The organism is Emticicia sp. MM (genome assembly GCF_001649495.1).
In genome coordinates, this window is record NZ_LXHX01000071.1 from 101083 (window position 1) to 122771 (window position 21689).

Consider the following 21689-nt stretch of genomic DNA (forward strand, 5'->3'; position numbering starts at 1 on the left):
ATTAATAAAAATAAGGTCTGACAGCACTTATGACCCAACAATCTTTCACTGTAGTAAAAAGATGGATTTAATAACTTTCAAAAATACTCTCAAAGAAAATCAAGTTCCGAAAAACCTGCCAATTTTAGTGCAAGCACTTTGGCATGATGCCAAAGGCGATTGGGAGGCGGCTCATAATATCGCCCAAACAAAAGAGGGAACGCTGGCCTATGACCAACTTCATGCTTATTTGCATCGCAAAGAAGGTGATAAGTTTAATGCCAATTATTGGTATCGTAGAATCGGCGAATCAATGCCCGTAATCTCGCTCGAAGAAGAATGGGAAGTGTTGGTTGAACGATTTCTTTGAAGAAAAAGATCTGATGGCACGTCTGACCCCAATCATTGAGTAAAATAAAATGTCGTTACAAAATTAAAGTAGTAAATTGCAGAAAATTAAAAAAGGTAATCATTTGTAGATTATCAAGTGATGTTTAGCAGAAATATATGAATTACTTATCGGCCGAAAATATCGGGAAAAATTTAGGAGAGCGTTGGTTGTTTAAGAATCTTACATTTGGGATTTTACAAGGCGAAAAAGTGGCATTGATTGGCTCGAATGGTTCGGGAAAATCGTCGATGCTCAATATGATTATCGGAAAATCGGATGTTGATGGTGGCGAAATTAGCATCAGAAAAGACATCAGAGTTGGATATTTAGATCAAGAACCAGATTTTCAGGCAGGTAAAACTGTGATGGAAACGATTTTTGCTATTGAAAATTCTAATACAAAAGCGGTAAAAGAATATGAAGATGCCTTGCTTTCGGGTGATGACAACCGAATTGCGAGAGCCATTGAGCAGGTTGATAATCTAAAGGCCTGGGATTACGAAACGAAAGTAAAACAGATTCTTGGCAAACTGGGAATTGAATATTTTGATAAATTGGTAGGAAACCTTTCAGGTGGACAAAAAAAACGTGTAGCTCTTGCTCGTGTGTTAATCGAAGAACCCGATTTCTTGATTCTTGATGAGCCTACCAACCACCTTGACCTCGACACCATCGAGTGGCTCGAAGGCTATCTTTCTTCCTCAAATATTACCTTACTTTTGGTTACGCACGACCGTTATTTTTTGGATAAAGTATGTAATAGAATTTTGGAACTATCTAATAGTAAGGTTTTTAAGTACGCAGGAAGTTACGCTTATTATTTAGAGAAAAAAGAAGAACAAGAAGCTGTAGATGCAGCAACGCAGAAAAATTACCGAAATTTATTGCGTAAAGAGTTGGAATGGATGCGAAAACAACCGAAGGCTCGTGGAACAAAATCGCAGAGTAGAATTGATGCATTTTATGAATTGAAAGAAAAAACTGTCAGAAAAGGCCCCGAAGAAAAGCTTGAATTGAGCATGAAAATGGAGCGTATGGGCAGTAAAATCATGGAGATTCAGCACATCAGTAAGTCGTTTGACAATAAAAAATTAATATCTGAATTTAGCTATACTTTTAAGCGTGGCGACCGAATTGGGATTGTGGGTAAAAACGGCATGGGTAAAAGTACAATGCTCGAAATTCTGACCGAACAACTTAAACCAGACATGGGCCGTGTCGTAAAAGGTGATACTATCAAACTTGGCTATTATTCGCAAACAGGCTTAAATTTTGATGAAGGTCAGCGAGTAATTGAAGTAGTGCGTGAAATTGCCGAGTACGTAAAAATGGCTGACGGTACAGAACTTTCAATTTCTAATTTTTTGACGCTATTTTTGTTTCCACCAGCAATGCAATATAGCTTCGTAAGTAAATTAAGTGGTGGCGAAAAACGTCGTTTGCAATTATTGAAAATTTTGGTTCAGAATCCAAACTTCTTGATTCTTGATGAGCCAACCAACGATTTAGATATTGCAACCCTCAATGTTTTAGAAGATTTCTTGTTGAATTTCGGCGGTTGTTTGTTAGTTGTATCGCACGATCGTTATTTTATGGATAAATTGGTTGATCACCTTTTTGTATTTGAAGGCGATGGCTATATCAGAGATTATCCGGGCAACTATACTGATTACCGTTCATGGAAAGAAGATAAAGAAGAACAAGAGTTAGCCGAAAAAGAGAAACAAGCTCATTTAAAATCTGCCAATTCAACGCCTGTAATGGCTGTTCAACCGAGTGAGCCAAAACGTAAGATGAGCTTTAAAGAGCAGAAAGAATATGAAAGTTTAGGTACAGAAATTGAAAGCTTAGAGAAGAAAAAACAAGTTTTGGTAGAAAAAATGAATGCGGGTGAAGGCTCTCATGAAGAATTGGCTGCTTGGGCCAAAGATTTTGAAGAGATTTCAAACCTAATCGAAGAAAAAGAATTCCGCTGGTTAGAACTGGCTGAATTGGCATAATGCTGGTGCATTTGTTATTGGTGTATTTGTTGACTAATTTTCCAATGAACTAATAAACCAATAACCGCATGGGCGGCCCCGCAGTTTCCCAATAACTATTAACCAAAACAAAGCCAATGAATTATTTTAGACTTACAACTGTTTTTTTATTGCTTACTATCTCTGTAAGTTTTGCACAAAGCCAATCAGCCATTGAGATTCAGGGCTATAATCATGTTGGTCTTTACGTAAAAGACCTCAGAGAAAGTGCAAAGTTTTATCGTGAAATTATAGGCCTGAAGCCAGTAGATGTGCCAGATAATTTAGTGGCTATCAGACGTTGGTTTCAGATTGCACCCAATCAGCAATTACATTTATTGCTTGGTCGAAACGAGCCAGTGACTAATAATGATAAAAATGGCGGGCATTTTTCGCTAACAATTCCGAAAAACTCTGCTGATAAAATCGAGACATTTTTGAAAGAAAAGGGTTTGGCTTATGTTCGCCAAAAACGCTTCGATGGGGCTTTTCAAATTTATGTTACAGACCCCGATGGTTATGTAATTGAGTTGAATGAGCCGAAAGTTGAGTAATTGAAAATTTTACTTCCAACAACAAAACCGATTGTTTGAGAGACAATCTTTATAACAGAATATTCAATGGAACAGATTAGCGAATGGTTTAAATATTTGATGGACTCCAAAGAGTTGATTCAGACTGGTGGATTGATAACAATCACATTGATTATATTTATTGAAAATGGTATAATCTTCGGGTTCTTTCTCCCAGGCGACTATCTTCTTTTTCTTTCGGGAGTTTTTTGCGGTACAAAAACGCTTGATGTTCCTATTTCGTTACTGATGGTATGTATTTTTTCAGCTGCTGTGTTGGGCTCGCTTGTAGGATATATTACTGGTCGATTCTTTGGGAATAATATTCAAACCCGACCCGATTCGCTTCTTTTTAAGAAAGAATATATTTCGAATACGCACAAATATTTTGAGAAATACGGTAGCCAAACCTTGATTATTGCCCGTTTTTTGCCAGTTGTTCGTACTTTTTCGCCAGTTTTAGCAGGAATTGTAAAAATGAATTTTTATAAATTCATGCTCTATAATGTTTTGGGTGGATTGATTTGGACGCTTGTTTTAGTCGGTGGTGGTTTTTATTTCGGCGAAAAGTTTCCGTGGATTGTTGATTACGTGCAGTATATCATTTTCTTTTTCTTAGGAATCACTACTTTCACGGTTATCAAAGGCTATTTAAACGCAAAAAAAGAATTGAAAGATATGTAAAAATAGTTCTGAGTGCTGAATTCTGATTTATTATAGTTTTCTCTAAATTAACTTTTTAAACCCAGTACTCAGCACTCTAAACCGCATGGGCGGCCCCGTCAACACTCTGAATTATCTTTAAACCAGCCTGCATACATCACATAATTGTTGGCAGTTCGCATAAAAACTTCTCCGAGTTCGGGCGTTACTGCTTTTAAAAACTTCGCTGGATTTCCCGCATAAATACTTCCTGCTGGCACAACTGTATTTTGAGTCACAATTGCACCAGCGGCAATGATGGAATTTTTGCCGATCACTGCTCCATCCATTATAATTGCTCCCATTCCGACCAGAACTTCATCTTCAATCGTGCAACCATGTACTACTGCATTGTGTGCGATACTCACATTATTACCAATAATAGTTTTTGATTTTTGGTAAGTACAATGAATCACTGCACCGTCTTGAATATTTACACGGTCGCCCATGATGATTGAATTTACATCGCCACGTATAACTGCATTAAACCAAACTGTGCAATCTTTTCCCATCGTTACATCTCCAACGATAGTAGCATTCGGAGCAAACCAACAATTTTCGCCATTAAGCGGCATTTTTCCTAAAACTGGTAAAATAAGAGCCATATTAAATTATTTTCTGTTGCTTGTAAAATTGAATGAGATAGTATTTTAATTCTATGAATGTAAAGGTAAAAAATGATTTTTAATACTGATACTTTGATTGATTTCAATAAGCATAATTTTTACCAAAAACATGGGTTTTGTCAAGGTAAAAGCTGACTTTAAGCATTATTTAGTCAATAAAGAATCAGTTACAAGATTAGTTTCCATCATAGAAACTGTCGAGTTTGAAAAGGAATTTTACTGAAAAATAAAACCTCACCAAATCTCGAAATTCAAATGAAAAAGATACTTGTTCCTACCGATTTTAGTCCGATTGCCAATAAAGCTCTTGATGTAGCAGTAAACATTGCTCGTTATAATGGAGCAACTATTGAGCTACTCAATGTCACGGTTTATCCTGTGCAAGATATCAATACGTATTATTCGCTATATGGAGCATCGGGTGTGTCGATTGATGATGCTTGGAAGAGCGTTTTAACCGAAGCCAAAACAGAGCTTGATGAGCTTATTACCAAATATGAAGATATAAGAATAAATGCTTTAGTTGATGAAAGCAGTGATAGATTTATAGATTCTGTATTGAATCATAAAGCCGATTTGATTGTCATGGGTTCTAATGGGGCAGACGGCTTCAAAGAGTTTTTTGGTGGCTCGAACAGTGAAGAAATCGTAAGAATGGCTTCTTGCCCAGTTTTGGTTGTGAAAGGGGATAAAGAGATATTCGAGCCTAAGAAAGTCGTCTTTACTGTTGATTTTACGCATGAACAATTTCTTAGAAAAGCGATGTATCACTTGCCATTTAAAGATGCCGAACTCCATTTCTTGTACGTTGATACAGCTCTAAAAGTAGTAAACTATGCCGAAATTAAAGAAAAAATGCAAGAAATGACTACTAAACTAAAATTATCTAACTGTAAGTTTGTGATTCGAGAAGCTACAACTGTTGATGCAGGAATTTTAGATTATGTAGAAGAAATTGATGCCGATTTGGTGGTTATGTACACACACGGTCGCACAGGTATTAGCCATTTCTTCAAAGGCAGTATCGCCGAAGATGTTGTAAATCACGCCAGTGTACCAGTATTTACCTTTGTTGAAAACTAAGATAAAAAAGGAAGACTTCACTTTAAGTGAAGTCTTCCTTTAAAATATTTCATCATTTATCCACCACAAATTCTTGTCGCAGTTTTTTCTCTCCCAATTCAAGTTCTACAAAATAAATACCTTTTTCCAATTTATTGGTTGGCAAATACTTGGTTTGTGTCCCCAAACTTTCAGAATAATGATCGATTAATGTTACAATCAGTTGGTCTTTTGAGTCTTTCAATAATAATTTTACATAACTCGGCTGATTGATTCTAAAGAGAATTTCTTTTAGTTTAGAAGTTTCTGTGTCTTTAGTCGAAAACTCGGAACTATCAGTTGGAGCGGTTGCCCTTTGATTCGCCACAAATGCTGCTTGGATACAGTTTGCAATGTCTGCTTTGAATACTGCACTCCTATTTACCTCAAAACCTGGCAATAGTACAATACTATTTCCTGCTGTGAACGAAATATCCTTGGTTATTGGTACTAAACTTTGGGCTTCAATGCGTTTTTTTGCTTTAAATGCACCATCGGCAAGTGTCTCTTTAATAAGTCTCAGTGTATCACTTCCACAGTTGATATTTACACCTTTACAGTTACAATTATTATCAAATTTATCATAAGAAGTCAGTGGATCGTTATCATTGCAAGGAGTACCACTTGGATTACATAAAATAGCATCAAAAGTTATTTTACTAAGCCCAGAACAACCAGCTCCCCAGTTATTAATAGCTGAAATAAGAATATATCGAGCCTTTATATTATTAAAATTTGGCCCTAAAAAACCTGAATAATCAGGTAAACCTTGTGCTTGTGGCCAAGAATAGGTATTCCCTAAGGCTTGCCAAGTAGTTCCATCAACTGAATAATCAATGGCTACTGTCTTAAATCCTTTATCGGTTTCGTTTGCCACATTATAATTCCAAACCCTCGAACTCGAAAATTTATATCGGTCTGTAAAATCATACATTATCCAGTGTGCATTGCTTGCCCTTGCAGGATTTGGATTCGGATTTTGAGTATTCGTACATGAAACCCACGAACCTTCTTTTAGTGTAGTCAAATTATCTGTAGGTTTACAATCATCATAATTTTGGTATCGGGCAGCCGAATCATCGCAATCCGGGCCAGAGCATGGTGTGCCTACACAATTACATTGGGCATCAATTTTATCATTATTCGTAAACGGGTTATCATCGTTGCAAGGTGTATTTTGAGCTATGCACGAAATCTCACATTTATAATCGAATATATAGAAATTTGGCACACGTTTCCATTGACGGATTTCGTGGAAAGGTGTTTTCCAATAAAGATTAAAATGATCTCGCCAGCTGCTTTCTTTATGTCGGAATTCAAAATAATAGTATTTTCCTTTTTCCATAAAAAGTGGCCCAATATTCTGAAAGACCGAGTTTTTATGGTCAGTTTCATCAATTCCATATATAACCAATGCTTGGTGCGATTGCTTATTTTCGATTTTATCATCTGAACTCAGAAAGAAAAAAGTCTGATTATCGCCAGTGATGTTAAACTCATAATTACCTGAAACAGGTACAGTTAAGAAGCCTTGAATGAGTGTACCATAGTTATCTTTTGTATAAGGAACTAACGGTCCATAAGCACCTTTAAGTTTTTCTCTTCGGTCGGGGGTTAGCGGGAATTTAGGGGCATTAATAAGGTCATTTTCTACATAATTGCCAGTAATATTATCGTAATAGTAGGCTTCAACCAGTCCTTTTTCACCTACACAAGTATTCGGTGCAGGTGAAGTACCTACACAATTACAGAAGCCATCTTGTTGGTCGTTGGTTGTGGTTGCATTGCCATCATCACAGGCCGTTCCTCTTGTTGGGCAGGTTTGCCCGCAAGTATATTCATAAATATAATTAAAGTCGATAATTGACCAAACTACTGTTGTTTCTGAGGCTTTTCTCCATTGTAAACTCACAAAATCTTCACCATTTCCTTCAAAGTTATATAATTCAAAATAATAATATTGACCGCCTACAAGCTGAATATTCTGAGAGGTTTGCCCTGATTCTTTATTATACTGTGTTACGTCTGAAAAAGTCGTGATTTCTGCTCTCTTTAATTTATTTGCTGGTGAATCGTTGGTACTCAAGAAAAAAATTGATTTATCATCACCAGTAATATTGAATATATAAGTATCAGTTGCTGGAACTTTGATAAACCCTCTTACTATTGATGCAAAGTAATCGGTATAATTAATAGGTGTTTGGGTGAAGCGTAACATTTGAGAGCCATCTGGGAGACTTGGAAAATTTTCTAAGGCAAATAAGTCACTGCTATCTGGCAATGCTGTAAACCCCGTCCAGTAGCTCCACTTTACTTGTCCAGCTGCACCTACGCAATTTTGAGCAAAAGAGCTTTTATTGATGATGAAAAATACCACCAAACAGTATATATAGAGAGAAAATCTTTTCACGGTTGAAAAATGTTTTTGTGAAAACTATACTAAAGTGGAAATCAATAAGATAGACATCCTTCGGGTTTATCTTCGTTTGAGAGAGTTGTACCATTGAAATTCATAAAGCCCACAGGATAATTGTTTGGACTGTACGAATAAAAATTTCTCAAATTAGGTAGTGCATAGCATAAGTCATATGGACTTACACCGTACCATAGTGCCAATTCGGCATACATTTCATCGGTAGAAATCGAAGGAATGAAATTTCCTCTGAACGAAATGTTCTGTGTGTTAGTTGAGCTTACATCCATTCTTGGAAATCTACCGAAGATTCTTCCTCCATTTACTGCTCCACCCATAACCATTGTATTTCCACCCCAAGCGTGGTCAGAGCCAAGACCATTAGAAGTAATTGTTCGGGCAAAATCTGAAATCGTGAAAGTTGTTACGTTTTCAGCTATACCAAGCTCAGCGGTAGCATCATAAAATGATTTCAGGGCATTACTGATATTGGGAAGTCTTTGGGTTAAACCATTCACGAGATTGTCGTGCATATCCCAACCACCATAATTTACAAAGAAAATCTGCCTTTTTGCTCCTAAATCATTTCTTACACTCATTACTTTCGCCACTGCTTGAAGATCTTTTTCTATGCTACTCGTTCCGAAAGTTGTGGTCATACTCGGTACTCTTTTCAGAGCATTTTTAAAAACTTCAAATGATTCAATTGAGCTTTTGGCTGTTGAACTATATGTTTTATGCAGCAGATTCGCATAAGTTTTTGAAACCAAACTGTCAATAGCATTATTACGGAGGTCGGTCATGATTCCTGAGTTACTCCACCATGAAGGAAGTGCCGTTATACCAACATTATTAGCGTCGATATTATTACTGATAGAATACTCTGCTACGGTTTTTCCTCGTTGAAAATTATTTTTTCCACCTAAAGAAATATTCATCGAAATATCTTCCATGCTGTTTGAAGCATGAAGTAAATCGGCAAGGCGGCCACCAAAACCAAGTGCATCCCGACTTTGTGGAACGGATGTTTGCCATTGCATGATTTGGTCTGAGTGCGAATAAATACCCAGTGGAAGTTTCTTTAACCCACTTTGATATTCGGCTTTGGTCATAACTGGCTCTATCAAAGTGCCAATATTTGCCATGAAAGAGAGTTTTCCGTTATTGAAAAGATTCTGAACACCAGTCATGCTTGGATGTACACCATATGAACCATAATTGCATGGTTGTCCTCTGAATCCACTACATCGTGGGTTATTGAGTGGCAGTAAAGAAGTATTTGTCTGAATAGCAATATCAGACCGCACATTTTTATAATCATTGAACCCATTATCACCGCCAACGTTTGTTCCTGATGGAATTAACATATTAAAGGAATCTATTCCGCCCGAATATAGCACACAAACAAGTGCTTTATAGTCATCGGCAGCAGAAGATGTACGTAACTTAGAAGCACTACCACTCATTGCACCATTTACCGCTCCGAGGCTCGTTAAGGTACTCAAAAGGGTGGTCGAACCCATCGCACCACAGCCTACTTGTCTGATAAAATCTCTTCTATTCATGGCTTATTTATTGATTAGGTAGTCGGGTGATGTCATGATTAAATAAATAGCGAGTCTTACTCTACGAAAGGCTTCGGTCGTATTCGGTACACCGTTTGCATCTTCTGAATAAGGCATACCTTTGATAGCTTGACTAATGGTATTTAAGGTTTCAGTCGAAAGGCGACCATTCGCCAAAACAAGATTATATTTATCTAAAAGTTGGGGGAGTTTATCGTTTCTTGCCAATACATAATCTGAAACTGTATTAAACTTGGGCTCTTGGTTGGGTTTGTAAGTTTCGCCAGAAAACAATACACTATAATCAATCGGGTCGTCATTGATTAACCAAGAGTTGAGTGCATTGAAATACCCAGTGAGTGTCTGTGAGCTTAGTAATTGAAACTCTGGCCCAACTTTTCCTGCATCTTTCAAAGGACCATTCGGAATATAATCAGGAGTATAAAAATTAAAAACTGAAGGTGATGAGAGCGGGCGTTGCGAAGTTTGGTCATAAACTCGTGTCATGGAGTTTCTGTAAATTCCACCACTTGCGGTCAGATTCAATCCTTTTATCAAATTCATGTATCTTAGGAAAGGTTCACGGAGTTTTCCAAAAGTTCCTGCATCATCGCCACAGCAATTTCGAGCTTCAGGGTCAAGTAAAATGGCTCTAATTACTGCTTTTAAATCTCCTCTTACACCGCTACCATTATTATTGAATACAGTTGCTACTCGCTGAATAAAAGCAGGACTTGGATTTGAAGTAACTAATCGTTGAATCAATCGGCGAGAAATAAAAGGGCCAACATTTGGGTGGTTAAAAATAATATTGAGAGCATCTTGAATGTCGGCCTCACCTTGCATGGCAGTTCGGCTGGCGGTTGGGTCAACGGTCGAGCCAAGAAAAGTTTTTGCTCCTCGCTCGTGTCCATCAACAATGCGTGGGTTTGTTTTCCAAGTATTTTTCTTGGCATCACTTGAATCCAAACCAAAAAACTTCATTCTGAGTGTATAACTCCAAGTGTTTTTTGGGCTTGCTCCTAAGTAAGTAACATCTCCCCAAGAAAGTCCTGTAAATACTTTTGCCAAATTTTCAATATCATCATTATCGTAGGTAGGAATTAAATGCCCATTTGCATCCTTTTTTTCGCTTCCATCTAAATTTAGTTCGTATAGCCCAATGGTAAATAATTGCATGATTTCTCGGGCATAATTTTCATCAGGGTAGGTTTGTTTTGCTAAATCAGTGGCATGGTTATTTAAAAAAGTAAGATAAGAACCCATTGCCGGATGATATGTAATTTTATCAAGTAATGTACGGTAATTGCCGAAGGCATTATCCATTAGCACATCATAATAACTCGCCAATGCGTAAGGATTTCCATCAAAAGCTGAGATTCGAGAAGTAACCAAAATTTCACTCAAAGCAAAAGCTACTCGCCAACGTAGTTGGTCGGGGGCAGTCATACAACCTTGAAACCAAGCAGCATCGAAATGCCAATTGCTTACACCAACGTTATTAAGCGTATAAGTATTTACGCCATTTTTGATATTGAGCGAATCGACCATTGATTGGTGGAGATTCTGAACATAAGTTTGGGTTCGGAAACTATTTGGCATTGCCAATTGGGTGTCGAGCCATCTTTCGATACCTTGATTGGCTACGTTTTGAATTTCATTAAAAGTACTACCAAAAGTAGCTTGTGAAAGGAATCTTGACGCAGCACTATAATTTGGGAGGAATCCTATACTTGTAAGAGTGCGTTGCCCATTAATTGAGGTTGAACTGGACGTTACACTTACTTTTTGAAGATTTCCCTTTCCAATAGTGGTTGTTTGTTGTGCAAATGCGATATGAATTTCAAGACAAAGGAAGAGTAGAACAAATATATGAATTTTTAATTTCATTGATTGATTCTTTAGGATGTACACGGTTAGAATAGCAATAGGTTAGGTAGTAAGGTTTTGCTAACATAAAAAAAACCTCCCAAGAATAAAATTTTGAGAGGTTTTTCAGCAAGATCTTGTGATTCCAATAGGATTCGAACCTATGACCCACAGATTAGAAATCTGTTGCTCTATCCAGCTGAGCTATGGAACCGTAATCATGGTGCAAAGATAGTGTTTTAGATTTTAAAAGTCAAATATCATCTGGAAAAAACATCAAGAAAAAATGAAAAATGCTGATTAGAAGCTAAAATGCTTTGAAACTTTAATATTTAAGCTGAACTTTGGATATAAAATCAGCAATCAGACACTTATCAGCATTCAATGTTATTCAATTCGCTACAATTTGTTTTTTTCTTCATAGTTGTTACTTTGGCTTATTTTAGTCTGCCACATCGTGTACGAATCTGGCTTTTACTTTTGGCGAGTTGTTATTTTTATGCGGTTTTTCAACCAATTTACATTCTTATTCTATTCGTCACGATTGTAGTTGATTATTATGCAGGAATTTGGATTGAAAATGCCGAAGGCAGCCGACGAAAATGGCTTTTGGTGCTGAGTTTAATTTCAAATATCGGTTTTTTGGCTTATTTTAAATATTATAATTTCTTCGTCGAAAATCTCAACAATGTTTTCTTTCATTTAGGGGCATCAACCCAACTTGAATTATTGAAGATATTATTGCCAATCGGGCTATCGTTTCATACATTTCAAGCCATGAGTTATACGATTGAGGTCTATCGTGGCAATGAAAAAGCTGAAAAAGATTTTGCGATTTATGCCCTTTATGTCATGTTTTACCCGCAATTAGTTGCAGGCCCAATCGAACGGCCACAAAATGTACTTTGGCAATTTCATAAGAAATTTGAGTATGATTTTGAAAACTTGAAGGCTGGTTTGATGCGAATGGCTTGGGGAATGTTCAAAAAAGTTGTCATTGCTGACCGACTTGCGATGGTTGTTGATTATTCTTACGATAACCCCTATGACCACAATGGACTTACGCTTTTGGTGGCCACAGTCTTCTTTACATTTCAGATCTATTGCGATTTTTCAGGATATTCAGATATTGCCATTGGTGCGGCTCGGGTGATGGGCTTTAAGCTAATGGAAAACTTTGAAGCTCCGTATTTTGCCAAATCCATTAATGAATTTTGGCGTCGTTGGCATATTTCGCTGTCGGGTTGGTTCAGAGATTATTTGTATATTCCACTCGGTGGAAATCGGGTAGGAGAGTTTCGCAAATACTTTAATCTTTTCTTTGTATTTATGATGAGTGGTTTGTGGCATGGTGCTGCTTGGACATACATTGTTTGGGGAGCATTACACGGAATTTATTTAGTTTTGGCACAAATTCGCAAGAAATACGCTCCTTTCAACGCTGAAAACTATTTCTCGAAAAACATTATCAATACCTTCAATTTAGCTTTTACTTTTTTATTGGTGATGCTGACTTGGGTATTTTTCCGTGCAAAAGGTATGAGTAATTCAAAGATAATTTTATCAAAGATTCTACATATCAATACTTACAGCTCAGTTGCAACGCCGTTTAGTGTCAACGAAATGGCATTTTGTTGGTTTTTGATTGCGGTTTTGCTCTTAAAGGATAAATTTATGATGCAAGTACGCACTCAAAACACTCCTCAGTTTTACTTGAAATTTACAATTTTATTAGTGCTTTGCTACTTTTTGGGCGTATTTACCTCAAATCAGTTTATTTATTTTCAGTTTTAATCTGTGGCAAGAATCGCAGTTTTCAATTCGATTTTTATAATGAAAAAGATATTTCGTTTAGTAGCATTAATCGTATTTTCGCTACTTTGGTATTTAGGATTTTCTGGTTCTGTTGCGAAGTGGTTGCATGAAAAAGGAATCACGCAAGATGATTACCGCTACGGTGATTTATACCGTATGTCGAATTTAGCACAATTTAAAGCTCCGTTGGAGCAATGCCCTGCTCCACAAAACCAGCAATCTGGAAATACTTCGTTGATAATTATGGGTGATAGTTTCACTGAAAAAGAACGCATCGAAAAGAATCATTTTAAAGGCTTAGAAAGCTACAATAGATATTTTATTACTGATACAGTTAATGTAAAATTGGATACCTCAAAACGAAATATTCTAATTATTGAAACTGTTGAACGCCATTTCCGAGAACGATTTGCAAAACCTTTTACTAATTTACAAGTATCTCTAAATCAACCTATTTTGAAAAAAAATAAAGAAGAAACTCTGAAAGAAAAGGTTTTAAATTATGAAGTGCCATATAATACCGAACGCCACGAATCAGTACTTTTTTCATCAGATTTTTTCTTAACCTTTAAAGAATGGAAGGCTTGGCTAAATTGGAAATTATTTAACCGAATTGATGAAAAAGTAATGCTTTCAAAAGACGAAAAATACCTTTTATATCAAGTAGATGCCCAGCCTACGGGGATCAATTCGTGTTTTGACAAGATTTCTGAGGAAGAAATAAATCTGATGGTTCAGAACTTGAATGAAACTCATCTATTTTATAAAAAAGCGGGTTTTGATGAAGTTTATCTATCAATCATTCCAAATAAAACTTCGATTCTTGGGACGGATTTAGGACAGTATAATCACTTAATTGAAAGAATACATCAACATTCAGATTTAAAAATACCTTTTCTTGATATTTATACACCCTACCATAAATCAAAGAAGGTACTCTACGAAAAAGGTGATTCGCACTGGAATTGTGAAGGAAAACAAATGTGGTTGGATTTGGTCAATGCCAAATTATAGGAATTTTGTAGAGACGTAACATATTACGTCTCTACGGAGAATATTTTTTATTTCACAAAATCCAATATTTCCGAAATAACAAACGCTTGTTCTTCAGTAGTCAATGTTGGGTACATTGGAATACTCAAACAATGCTCATAATACTTCTCAGCATTCGGAAAATCTCCCGTTTTACTTCCCAAACCTTTATAATAAGGCATCAAATGAACAGGAATATAATGCACCTGAGCAAAAATTTGTTTTGTTCGTAAGTAATCATACAATCCTTTGCGGTCTTCAATCTGAATCACATAAAGGTGATACGCATGGCTCACATTATTAGGCGGAATAATAGTTTTTACATTCGTTCCAGCAAAGGCTTCATCGTATCTTTTAGCAATTTCTTGGCGTCTTTCAAGACCTTCTTCCGCTCTCTTTAGCTGCGAAATTCCCAAATTACACAGAACATCAGGCATACGATAATTATAACCCAACTCTTGCAATTCCATGTACCAACCACCGTGATTTTCAATCAAAGCAGGGTCGCCTTGATAAACCATTCCGTGCGAACGATATTTTTTGAGTTTTTTATAAAGTTCTTCGTCATTGGTTGTCACCATTCCGCCTTCTCCAGTTGCAATGTGCTTCACAGGATGAAATGAAAAAATAGCTAAATCAGCTAAAGAACTGTCTCCACACCGATGATTTTTACCCGAATTACCAATAAAACTTCCGCCTGGAGCATGACAAGCGTCTTCTAAAATCCATAAATCATATTCATTGGCCAGTTTTCTAAATGCTTCTAAATCAACGGGATAGCCAGCAAAGTCAACAGGAATGATTCCTTCAAAAGTGCCTTTCGGATGTTGTTCGAGCAAGTTTCTTACGTTGTCAATATCCAATAAAACTGTATCGGGATTAATATCAGCAAAGACAACTTCACCGCCACAATAACGTACACAGTTAGCAGAGGCTGAGAAAGTTATAGGCGTAGTTATGACTTTCGATGAAGCATTTACACCCAAAGCCATACAGGAAATATGTAGGGCTGCTGTGCCATTTGCTACCGCAACGGCATATTTACAGCCGATATATTGGGCAAAAGCAGCTTCAAATTCAGCAACTTTTGGTCCTGATGTCAAAAATGGAGATTTGAGCGTTTCAATAACAGCAGCAATATCTTCATCGGTGATATGTTGTTTTCCGTATGGAATCATTAATAAAGTGTTTTTTGCTGTAAAGTTACGAATTAAGTAGTCAATGGACAAAAAACGATGTGGCTTAGTTTTCGAGTGGAAAGTAAAATGCCTAAATAAGAATCGCCCGCTATATTTATCTTCATGAAAATATTGCGGGCGACTTTTAAGCTATTTCTCAATTACAAAAGAGTACTTGGACAAACGTAATCTGTTTTGGGAACATCAGTTTTTGAGATGGCTGCAAAGCCTCCTCGAACGTCCACAAAATTATCCCAACCTCTCTGCTTGAGAATCGAGGCCGCAATCATACTTCGATAGCCACCTGCACAGTGTAAAATAAATGGCTTATTTTTAGGGACTTCGGCCAGATGCTCATTAATGGCATTTAATGGAATATTGATTGCGTCAATAATGTGTTCGGAAGCATATTCGCTTTTCTTTCTTACATCAATTACGAGTGGTTGTTCGTTTTTGTATCTTTCAACAAATTCATCAACCGAAATTCTATCAACAGTTTCTATATCTTTTCCTGATGCTTTCCATGTTTCAAAGCCACCTTTCAAGAAGCCAATGGCGTGGTCGTAACCCACACGAGCCAAACGAGTAATGGTTTCTTCTTCTTTTCCTTCATCAGTTACGAGTAAGATTTCTTGTTTAATATCAGGAATTAGTTCACCCACCCACATTGCAAAATTACTATCTAAACCAATGTTTATGCTATTTGGAATATACCCTGCGGCAAAATCATCGGTTTGGCGGCTATCCAAAATTAGAGCATCGGTTTCGTTGGCAACTACTTCAAACTCACTTGCCGAAAGTGCTTTTTCTCCTCTATCCAAAACCATATCAATACTTTCATAACCTTTGATATTCATCAACACATTTTTCGGGAAATAAGCAGGTGGATTGGTTAGGCCTGTCAAAACTTCTTTAATAAACTCTTCTTTGGTCATATCAGCACGCAAAGCATAGTTAAATCTTTTCTGATTGCCGAGTTTGTCGGTAGTTTCTTTGCTCATATTTTTTCCGCAAGCACTACCAGCACCGTGATTTGGATAAACTATCAAATCATCAGATAAAGGCATGATCTTATTACGAAGCGAATCGAAAAGATGGGCAGCTAGTTTTTCTTGTGTCAAGTCGGCAATTACGTGTTGAGCCAAGTCTGGGCGACCAACATCACCAATGAAAAGTGTATCGCCAGTAATTAAGCCATGTTCGTTGCCGTTTTCATCAATGAGCATATAAGTTGTACTTTCCATCGTATGCCCAGGTGTGTGAATAGCTTTTACTTTGCATGCACCTACTTCAAAAATCTGATTATCTTCGGCAATTGTTGCCTCGAAAGCTGGTTTGGCTGTTGGGCCATAAACAATCTTTGCTCCAGTTTTTTGAGCTAAATCAAGGTGTCCGCTTACAAAATCAGCATGGAAGTGGGTTTCAAAAACAAATTTTATTTTTGCTCCGTTTTTTTCGGCCTTATTAATGTACGGTTGTACTTCACGAAGTGGGTCGAAGATTGCAGCTTCTCCGTTACTTTCAAGATAATAGGCAGCGTGTGCCAAACAGCCAGTATAAATTTGTTCGATTTTCATTGTTTTAATATTTTTTTGGATGATTATTCTCTGAATGATTAAATGATAATATTTTCATGTAAATAGCTAAAATAAATCATTCAGGGGCAACGGCTGGAGCAATGATTATTCATTGTGATTCAAGTGTTTTTGTTGAATTAATGAGTCAAAGTTCGGGCAATGGTGTAACCAAAAAAATGATGAAAATCATGTTCGATGATTTGTACTATAAATGCAGTAAAAAGTGAGAAAGTAAGAAAGAATTACTTGGAAATGGCTTAATTATCAGAGTTTTACGAAGAAAGGAGGAGTGTATTTTGTTTACACTCCTTAACAATAATATCATTTTGCCCCACGTTTTTCAGGGTCATAACTATTAAAAAAGTTGAGCCAAATGGTGCGTGAAAGTCGATAATAAACGGGCATTAAAATAGCAGTCAGCGAAACATAAATAATCATAAGAGTAGTGCCGCTGATATACTGATCAAGCAAAACAAAATAAGCCACAACTGAAGTAACGAAAAGTGCAATATTGAGCATATAACTCACATACATTGCTCCGTAGAAAAAGCCCATTTCCTTTTCATAACGAAGCCCACAGTGCGAGCAAGTTTCTTTAACTGCGGTCATTTTTTTATAAGGATTTCGGGTTTCAAAAACGTCACCCTCGTGGCATCTTGGACATTTCATCGCAAAAATGCTATATAATCTTGAACCTTTGCCAAACATATATTTGATGTGATTATTTACTATTAGAATTAAACTTCGGTGCAAATTTCGTTAGAATTATTTACTTTTTTGTAGGCTTTTCCATTTATTATGTAGTACTTTTTAGCTATTTTGGTATTTATTAATACGTAAAAAGTACTAAGGATGATATTGGAAATGTACTATTTGCGAAATTTAACAAATAATGCTCTGAAAAGTAGCATAAATGGAAATCCATGTTGAACTAAATCGAACCAATCAATGGGTTTCATACCTACTGCACCGCCCATTAGCCAGCGAAGTTTGCCAACGATATGAGGTTCGGGAACAAATGGAGCTAAACCAAGAGTAAGACTCACAACGAGCCACAATTTCCAATTATCAAGTGTTGGTTTCATGTTTTTTAGCGATTAATTAAGCGAAATTGTTCAGGTGTTGAACCAACTTCTTTTTTAAAAACTCTAATAAAATAGGAGCAGTCGTCATAACCCAAATGATAAGCCATTTCACAAACTGAAATCGAAGAATGCAGTAAAAGACGTTTTGCTTCCAATACAACTCTATCTCTGATAAGTTCGCCTGCGGTTCGACCAACTGTTTTTGTACAAATAGCATTTAGATAGTTAGCCGTGATATTGAGTTTATCGGCAAAATCTTTTACTGATTTATATTCTTTAAAATGTCTTTCGATAAGCATCTCAAAATTCCTGATTTTTGATACATTGAGTTCGGTGCTATCGCCTTTGTAGAAAGGCTCATAAACCCTAATCGAATGAATCAGAATCATTTTTAATAATGATTTAATGAGCGTGTCTCGGTGTGGTTGATTGGCTTTGAATTCGTAAATAATTTCTTCAAACAGATTTTCAATGCGTTGGCTCTCCTCGACCGAAAAAACTACCATCGGGGCGGCATTATTGCTATTATTAAAAAATGGCAGTGCTTGTAGCGAAAGCCCTTTTTCTATAACTTCATAAAATTCTTTCTTGAAAAAAAGCGTATAGCCGATGGTATCAGGGCCTAAATCCCATTCATGCACTTGCCCATCATTCATGAAAAATAGTTGATTCGGCTCAACAATAAATCGCTTAAAATCAATGTCATGCGTGCCGCTTCCTTGCTTGATATAAATCAGATTATAGAAGTCATGTCGGTGCGGAAAATCAGCCGAAGAAAGCGTTTTTAGATGGTCTTCTAATCGACGAATATCAAGTTTCATCAAGATATTTTTATCGCACGCATTTAGCTGTTCGATGGTGATGATTGGAATCGATTTTTGCATGATTGCTCAAAATTTTCGTTCAAAACTGTTGATTTAGTTAAGTAAAGGCAATAAAAAAGAGGTTAGATAAATCATTTTTCTAACCTCAATCTTCCAATACTTTGCTTAATGGGGCAATTTATTTTTGAACGCACCATAAAGCCACGTACCAGCTATGGCACTGGCAAAAGTTACAGTAATGGCCAAAAATCCGCTACCGATTTGTGCAAATAAGGGCCCTGGGCAAGCTCCTGTAATTGCCCACCCAAGTCCGAAAATTAGTCCACCGTAGATTTGTCCTTTATTGAATCTTTTGTCAGGAATTAAAACCTTTTCACCTGCTAAAGTTTTGATATTGAAGCGTTTAATTAGTTGAACTGAAATCATACCAACCACAACGGCCGTACCGATTACGCCATACATATGGAATGATTGCAAACGAAACATTTCTTGGATTCTGAACCACGAAATAATTTCGGCTTTTACGAATACAATTCCGAAGATTGTTCCAACAATCAGGTATTTGATATTGCTCGCAAGACTTTCTTTTTTTACCTGATTATTCGGTGCTTCACACACAAATTCTTCGACGGCCGTATTATCTATATTTATTTTCGACATGATTAGAATAATTTAAAGATGAAAGGCATAATTAAGTGTGTCATTACGAAACCTCCAACCATAAAGCTGATAGTTGCAATTAATGAAGGTAATTGTAGATTCGATAAACCCATGATTGCGTGTCCTGACGTACATCCTCCAGCGTACCGAGTTCCGAAACCTACCATCAGACCGCCCAAAACAAAGAAAATCAAGCCTTTTAGCGTGAAAATGTTTTCTACACTAAAAATATCTGCGGGCATCATTGCCGAAAAATCGGTCACGCCCAATGCTTTTAAATCCTTTATAGTGTTTTCATTGACAATAAATTCATTTGGATTTGATAAGAATTGGCTGGCGATGATTCCACCTAAAAGTACACCTACTACAAAAAACAAATTCCAGATTTCTTTTTTCCAATCGTATTTAAAAAAAGGAATATCAGCAGGAAAACAAGCTGCACAAATATGGCGGAGCGATGAAGAAATACCGAAAGTTTTATTGCCAATAAGCAATAAAATCGGAACTGTTAGGCCAATCATCACACCAGCTACTGCCCAATGCCACGGTTGTTTGATGAGTTCTATCATATTTTTTTAAATTTCAACTTTATACTTTTGATGTTGATAAGACTATATTTTATCATCAGGGCTTTGTAGAAAGGTAAGGTATAAAATTGCCCTCACCTTTTTTATTTATTCAACCCTAAACATTACTTATTTTCTTTTGAAGTCTATACTTTTAATTTTGATTGACAAACAAAGTTTGAACGAGGTACTTCTGTTTTGGCGATGGCTGCAAAACCACCAGCTATATCTACGATATTATCATACCCACGAGATTTCAAGATTGATGCCGCAATCATTGAGCGGTATCCACCTGCACAATGAATATAATTTGTTTCAGCTTTCGAGAAAGCTGCCATATTATTGCTTAAATATGCCAACGAAACACACTCTGCTTCTTCTACGTGTTCGGCACGGTATTCGGTTTCTTTTCTTACGTCTTTTACTAAAAGTTTTCCTTCGTTTTCGCTATATTTTTTAGCAAAATTTTCGGCAGAGATAGATTCGATTGTGTCAACTTCTTTTCCTGCGGCTTTCCATGCTTCAATTCCACCAGCTAAATATCCTACAATATTATCGTAACCAACTCTTGAAAGGCGAGTAATTACTTCTTCGATGCTTTCTTGGTCAGCAATAAATAAAATCGGTTGTTCAATATCAGTGATAAGCGTACCAACCCACGGAGCAAAGTCGCCTTTGATGCCAATGTTGATTGAATTGGGTACAAATCCATCTTTGAAAGTTTGAGCCGTACGCGTATCAATCATTACTGCACCGAGTTCGTTGGCTGCCACTTCAAAAGCTTCGGGCGAAAGTGCTTGAATGCTTGTTTTTACATCGTCAAGTGTTTTTGCTCCCGTTTTATTTATCATTACGTTTTTCGGGAAATAGTAAGGTGGAGGCGTAAGTCCATCCGTTACTGCTGCAATAAACTGCTGTTTGCTTTGTGGCTGAAGTGCGTAGTTTACTTTTTTCTGGTTTCCGAGCGTGTCATAAGTTTCTTTGCTCATATTTTTGCCACACGCTGAACCCGCTCCGTGGGCAGGATATACAATCAAATTATCGGGCAAAGACATGATTTTTGTATGCAGTGAAGTATAAAGATAACCCGCTAAATCTTCGATGGTAAGTGTTGATTTTTGTGCTAAATCTGGGCGGCCAACATCACCAATAAATAAAGTATCGCCTGTGAAAATGCAATTTTCAACACCATTTTCATCGATTAATAAATAACACGATGATTCCATTGTGTGTCCAGGTGTGTGAATTACTTTGATTTTGACGTTTCCAACTTCAAAAACTTGACTGTCTTCGGCAACTATACATTCAAAAGAGGGCGTTGCATTAGGCCCGTAAACGATAGCTGCACCAGTTTTTTGAGCCAATTCTACGTGACCCGAAACAAAGTCAGCATGGAAGTGTGTCTCGAAAATATACTTGATTTTGGCATTGTTTTTTTCTGCCTTGTTTATGTAAGAATGTACTTCACGAAGTGGGTCAATGATGGCTACTTCTCCCGCTGACTCAATATAATAAGCTCCTTGAGCGAGACATCCTGTATAAATTTGTTCGACTATCATTGTTCTAATGTGCTTTATTATTAATGGTTCAAAGTGCGTTTAAATGCTTGGTGTACTTGCTGAAAATGTATTGTACTGTAGATTTACAACTAAATTTATGATTAAAAAGTGCCTGTTTTTGTGCGAAATTACTTTTTATGTTTATATGATAATGTTT

19 protein-coding genes and 1 tRNA gene are annotated in these 21689 nt (G+C 36.7%); 7 read left to right on the forward strand and 13 right to left on the reverse strand.

Annotated elements, in window-relative coordinates; genetic code table 11:
• Nucleotides 1-61 precede the first annotated feature (61 nt).
• From A6M55_RS08970 to A6M55_RS08985, 4 genes are all read left to right on the forward strand, one after another.
• Entirely contained in the window at nucleotides 62-349 is a 288-nt protein-coding gene (locus A6M55_RS08970; protein ID WP_064197314.1) for a hypothetical protein, read from the forward strand.
• Between the two features lie 137 nt (nucleotides 350-486).
• The gene (locus A6M55_RS08975) at nucleotides 487-2370 is read left to right on the forward strand and encodes an ABC-F family ATP-binding cassette domain-containing protein (protein ID WP_064197315.1); all 1884 of its coding nucleotides are present in this window, start codon (nucleotides 487-489) and stop codon (nucleotides 2368-2370) included.
• Between the two features lie 116 nt (nucleotides 2371-2486).
• Nucleotides 2487-2942: a VOC family protein gene (locus tag A6M55_RS08980; protein WP_064197316.1), complete on the forward strand. Its 456-nt coding sequence runs from the start codon at nucleotides 2487-2489 to the stop codon at nucleotides 2940-2942.
• 66 nt (nucleotides 2943-3008) lie between these two features.
• Nucleotides 3009-3644, forward strand: a complete 636-nt coding sequence (locus tag A6M55_RS08985) for a DedA family protein (protein ID WP_064197317.1) — start codon at nucleotides 3009-3011, stop codon at nucleotides 3642-3644.
• Nucleotides 3645-3742: 98 nt separating this feature from the next.
• On the opposite strand, the gene A6M55_RS08990 is transcribed toward A6M55_RS08985, so the two are convergent.
• Nucleotides 3743-4267, reverse strand: coding sequence for a gamma carbonic anhydrase family protein (locus A6M55_RS08990; protein ID WP_064197318.1), 525 nt, complete (start codon nucleotides 4265-4267; stop codon nucleotides 3743-3745).
• A gap of 276 nt (nucleotides 4268-4543) precedes the next feature.
• On the opposite strand from A6M55_RS08990, the gene A6M55_RS08995 reads away from it, so the two are divergent.
• Entirely contained in the window at nucleotides 4544-5371 is an 828-nt protein-coding gene (locus tag A6M55_RS08995) for a universal stress protein (RefSeq protein WP_064197319.1), read from the forward strand.
• A gap of 52 nt (nucleotides 5372-5423) precedes the next feature.
• Here the strand turns inward: A6M55_RS08995 and A6M55_RS09000 are convergent, their stop codons facing one another.
• From A6M55_RS09000 to A6M55_RS09015, 4 genes are all read right to left on the reverse strand, one after another.
• Complete coding sequence (locus A6M55_RS09000; protein ID WP_156511014.1) at nucleotides 5424-7799, reverse strand: PA14 domain-containing protein; 2376 nt, start codon at nucleotides 7797-7799, stop codon at nucleotides 5424-5426.
• A 41-nt stretch (nucleotides 7800-7840) separates the two neighbouring features.
• Nucleotides 7841-9367 carry a DUF1501 domain-containing protein gene (locus tag A6M55_RS09005; RefSeq protein WP_064197321.1) on the reverse strand — a complete coding sequence of 509 codons (1527 nt, stop codon included), beginning with the start codon at nucleotides 9365-9367 and terminating at the stop codon, nucleotides 7841-7843.
• Nucleotides 9368-9370: 3 nt separating this feature from the next.
• Entirely contained in the window at nucleotides 9371-11257 is a 1887-nt protein-coding gene (locus A6M55_RS09010) for a DUF1800 family protein (RefSeq protein WP_082892968.1), read from the reverse strand.
• 119 nt (nucleotides 11258-11376) lie between these two features.
• A tRNA-Arg gene (locus A6M55_RS09015) sits at nucleotides 11377-11450 on the reverse strand.
• A 170-nt stretch (nucleotides 11451-11620) separates the two neighbouring features.
• On the opposite strand from A6M55_RS09015, the gene A6M55_RS09020 reads away from it, so the two are divergent.
• Nucleotides 11621-13030: an MBOAT family protein gene (locus A6M55_RS09020; RefSeq protein ID WP_064197322.1), complete on the forward strand. Its 1410-nt coding sequence runs from the start codon at nucleotides 11621-11623 to the stop codon at nucleotides 13028-13030.
• Nucleotides 13031-13069: 39 nt separating this feature from the next.
• On the forward strand, nucleotides 13070-14065 hold the full coding sequence (locus A6M55_RS09025) for a hypothetical protein (RefSeq protein ID WP_064197323.1): 996 nt from the start codon (nucleotides 13070-13072) through the stop codon (nucleotides 14063-14065).
• A 47-nt stretch (nucleotides 14066-14112) separates the two neighbouring features.
• Here the strand turns inward: A6M55_RS09025 and pseC are convergent, their stop codons facing one another.
• The 8 genes from pseC to A6M55_RS09065 form a co-directional block, all read right to left on the reverse strand.
• A complete protein-coding gene (pseC, locus tag A6M55_RS09030) occupies nucleotides 14113-15261 on the reverse strand; it encodes a UDP-4-amino-4,6-dideoxy-N-acetyl-beta-L-altrosamine transaminase (RefSeq protein ID WP_064197324.1) in 1149 nt (382 codons plus the stop codon).
• A gap of 161 nt (nucleotides 15262-15422) precedes the next feature.
• Nucleotides 15423-16838, reverse strand: a complete 1416-nt coding sequence (locus A6M55_RS09035) for a rhodanese-like domain-containing protein (RefSeq protein ID WP_064197325.1) — start codon at nucleotides 16836-16838, stop codon at nucleotides 15423-15425.
• Between the two features lie 321 nt (nucleotides 16839-17159).
• The gene (locus A6M55_RS09040; protein WP_229235498.1) at nucleotides 17160-17447 is read right to left on the reverse strand and encodes a DUF983 domain-containing protein; all 288 of its coding nucleotides are present in this window, start codon (nucleotides 17445-17447) and stop codon (nucleotides 17160-17162) included.
• Nucleotides 17448-17707: 260 nt separating this feature from the next.
• Nucleotides 17708-17923 (reverse strand): hypothetical protein, encoded by a 216-nt coding sequence (locus tag A6M55_RS09045; RefSeq protein ID WP_064197327.1) that lies wholly within the window; start codon nucleotides 17921-17923, stop codon nucleotides 17708-17710.
• Nucleotides 17924-17928: 5 nt separating this feature from the next.
• The gene (locus tag A6M55_RS09050) at nucleotides 17929-18807 is read right to left on the reverse strand and encodes a helix-turn-helix domain-containing protein (protein ID WP_064197328.1); all 879 of its coding nucleotides are present in this window, start codon (nucleotides 18805-18807) and stop codon (nucleotides 17929-17931) included.
• Nucleotides 18808-18912: 105 nt separating this feature from the next.
• Entirely contained in the window at nucleotides 18913-19407 is a 495-nt protein-coding gene (locus A6M55_RS09055; RefSeq protein ID WP_064197329.1) for a DUF6691 family protein, read from the reverse strand.
• Between the two features lie 2 nt (nucleotides 19408-19409).
• Nucleotides 19410-19976 carry a YeeE/YedE family protein gene (locus tag A6M55_RS09060; protein WP_064197330.1) on the reverse strand — a complete coding sequence of 189 codons (567 nt, stop codon included), beginning with the start codon at nucleotides 19974-19976 and terminating at the stop codon, nucleotides 19410-19412.
• Nucleotides 19977-20119: 143 nt separating this feature from the next.
• Nucleotides 20120-21532: a rhodanese-like domain-containing protein gene (locus A6M55_RS09065; protein WP_064197331.1), complete on the reverse strand. Its 1413-nt coding sequence runs from the start codon at nucleotides 21530-21532 to the stop codon at nucleotides 20120-20122.
• Nucleotides 21533-21689 lie beyond the last annotated feature (157 nt).